This is a genomic window from Sphaerochaeta sp. UBA5849, assembly GCA_002432715.1.
Classification (GTDB): Bacteria; Spirochaetota; Spirochaetia; order Sphaerochaetales; family Sphaerochaetaceae; genus Sphaerochaeta.
Map to the genome: position 1 here is coordinate 13954 of DJGJ01000014.1, position 2507 is coordinate 16460.

3 protein-coding genes are annotated in these 2507 nt (G+C 47.7%); 1 reads left to right on the plus strand and 2 read right to left on the minus strand.

Annotation, left to right across the window (positions count from 1 at the left end):
• Window positions 1-96 precede the first annotated feature (96 nt).
• Both B3K89_RS01670 and B3K89_RS01675 read right to left on the minus strand, forming a co-directional pair.
• Entirely contained in the window at window positions 97-267 is a 171-nt protein-coding gene (locus tag B3K89_RS01670; protein ID WP_345906984.1) for a hypothetical protein, read from the minus strand.
• Window positions 268-301: 34 nt separating this feature from the next.
• A complete protein-coding gene (locus B3K89_RS01675; RefSeq protein ID WP_345906985.1) occupies window positions 302-1369 on the minus strand; it encodes a Fic family protein in 1068 nt (355 codons plus the stop codon).
• A 303-nt stretch (window positions 1370-1672) separates the two neighbouring features.
• Between B3K89_RS01675 and B3K89_RS01680 the strand changes: the two genes are divergently transcribed.
• Window positions 1673-2455, plus strand: a complete 783-nt coding sequence (locus tag B3K89_RS01680; RefSeq protein ID WP_345906986.1) for a hypothetical protein — start codon at window positions 1673-1675, stop codon at window positions 2453-2455.
• Window positions 2456-2507: the final 52 nt, after the last annotated feature.

Sequence of the window (2507 nt, forward strand, 5' to 3'; positions counted from 1 at the left end):
TCCCTATGGGAGATTATATTTTTCATGCTGTGCCCTGCGAAGACTTTTCATAACCAATGTCTGGAAACAACACTCCTCTGGATTTACCCTTGCACGCTAATAAATATTGTCTGGATCCACCTTTGGTCTGAAAGGCTTGCCTGTTTCAAGACTCTCCTCAAGCAGTTTGCATATTTCTTCACCGCCCATCCACAAGACCAAGAAAATTGGGAAATTCTCTTCGAATCTCTCAACATATTTTCCCAACAGATTATCAAACTCATCCATCAAATGATACCTCCGCCGCAATGGCTGGCCTTTCTCACGTATACATAGGCAGTTTATCGGGATTCCGAACATACGTAGTGCTCCTTCCGCTGCCTTGGCTGAGTATGAAGCCTTCTTCCTTGAGGCGTTTGAGAGCAGCCTCCACTGAGGAGCTGCCGATACTGGGGCAAAGCTCGAGAATCTGGGCCTTGGTGAATACTCCCAAGGTGTCCTCAACAGCTTTTCGCACGATCTCATATGGGCTGCTCTTGCGGTCGACCGAGCCAATCCTGCTTTCAAAATCCCGATAACAGTTCAGGACAATCCCAAGAAAGTACTTGATGAAGGATGTGTAGTCATTCGAACCCTCCTGCCATCCGCTGGAGACCTTCCCCAATACATCATAGTACGTATCCTTCGTCCTCTCAATCTTCTGCTCGATACTGATATACTTGCCGACGATGAATCCACTCTGGTACAAGAGCAGCATAGTGAGAAGCCGGCTCATACGTCCGTTGCCGTCATTGAACGGATGGATGCACAGAAAGTCGCATATGAATATCGGGATCAGTATCAGCGGATCGACTACCTGGTTATCCAGTGCCTGCCGATAACCTGCGCAGATCGCATCCACCGCCATCGGTGTCTCAAGCGGCTCAAGCGGAGTGAATCTGGTGAAGGAACTTCCATCGGCATGGGTCTGGTTGATGTAGTTCAGTGTATTCTTGTACTTACCACCGGAGGTCTTGCCCGTGTATGTCAATAGATCCCTGTGCAATTGCAGGATTACATCACCCTTGAGCGGGATATGCTCGTAACTCTCGTGGATCGTTTTCAGGACATCACGATAGCCTGCAATTTCTTGCTCATCACGACTGCGGGGTGTAGTATTTTCCTTGACCAAGTCCCGCATCCGTGCATTCGAGGTTCCGATGCCCTCGATTCTGTTCGAGCTGTCGGTGCTCTGGATTTTCGCCACCTCGATCAAGCGTTCCAACTCTACCGGTTTCTGCCTGAGATACAGCTCCTGTTTTCCCTTGTGCTCGCGGATCTGAGCAACGAGCGAAAGCACCTCACTGTCCCAGGAGCTCTTTTTCAGCTGGACATAATCAAATTCGCGCATCTTTCTCCCACCATTGTTCTTTTTCTCCCATATAGTACCATATCTTGGGAGATAATCAATAGTCCGTGGGAGAAACGGTGGATTTGATTCGAATAGGCAGAACAGCTCCTCCTGCCTTGTTCCTTGCCGATTCCTTAATGGATTGATTACAACACTAAAACTACATAGCAGAATCCTATCAAAACTACCGAAGAGAATCCTATAAGAACTGCAGAAGGGCATAGGTATCAATCTGTGTGTCCATGATTAGCAGCCGTACAATAATTGAGGGCGTATGCCCAATATTATGTACGGAGGTAGGTTATGAAAGATTACAAGAAGATTCTCCAGCTGGATAGCGAAGGGAAGTCGAAAAATGAAATCTGTCAGTGTCTTGGGTATCAATGGCGGACAGTCAGCGACATCCTCAAGAAAGCTGAGGCAGCCAAGATTACGCATGAGCAGGCAAGACTCCTGGACAACAAGACCTTGCAGAAACGGATCAGCAAACCAAGAAGAACTGATGTCGACTACCTTGAGTTCGACCTTGAATACCTGCACAGGGAACTTGTCGATCCGCATGTTACCATGCAGCAACTCTACGAGGAGTATCAGCAGCGGGCTGAGAGCTTGCAGAAAAAGGCCTATTCCAAAAGCCAGTTTTCAAAGATATACAAGGACTTCACAACAGAAAAGAAGGTTTCCGGCCATGTCAAAAGCAAGCCTGGCAGAAAGCTGGAACTGGATTTTGCAGGGGATGTACTTTCTTATTTTGACAGGAGCATAAACAAGTTCATACAGGTCGTCCTTTTCGTCGCCACGCTTTCCTTCAGCAAGCTCGTATATGTGGAGGCGATTCCCAACCAAGGGGCGATCTGTTTCGCCTTGGCGCTGAAGAATGCCCTGGATTTTTTCCGTGGACAGACAGCTGTTGTGGTGGTCGACAACACAAAGGCAGCAATAATACTCCACACAAAATACGAGGTGGCGCAGTTGCACAGTCTTATGGAGGATATGTCGCATCATTATGGGTTCACCGTGGTTGCCGCACCGCCAAGAAAGCCAAAATTCAAGAACGTGGTCGAAGCCTCAGTCCATTACCTATAATTCACTGAGCTAAATTCTAACGACAACCTTTTTTCTCATGGAAACAGGTAGT

What these genes read in the sequence shown, in the direction of transcription:
- B3K89_RS01680 (WP_345906986.1), top strand. Translation starts at nt 1,673, where the DNA reads ATGAAAGATTACAAGAAGATTCTCCAGCTGGATAGCGAAGGGAAGTCG.
- B3K89_RS01670 (WP_345906984.1), bottom strand. Translation starts at nt 267, where the DNA reads ATGGATGAGTTTGATAATCTGTTGGGAAAATATGTTGAGAGATTCGAA.
- B3K89_RS01675 (WP_345906985.1), bottom strand. Translation starts at nt 1,369, where the DNA reads ATGCGCGAATTTGATTATGTCCAGCTGAAAAAGAGCTCCTGGGACAGT.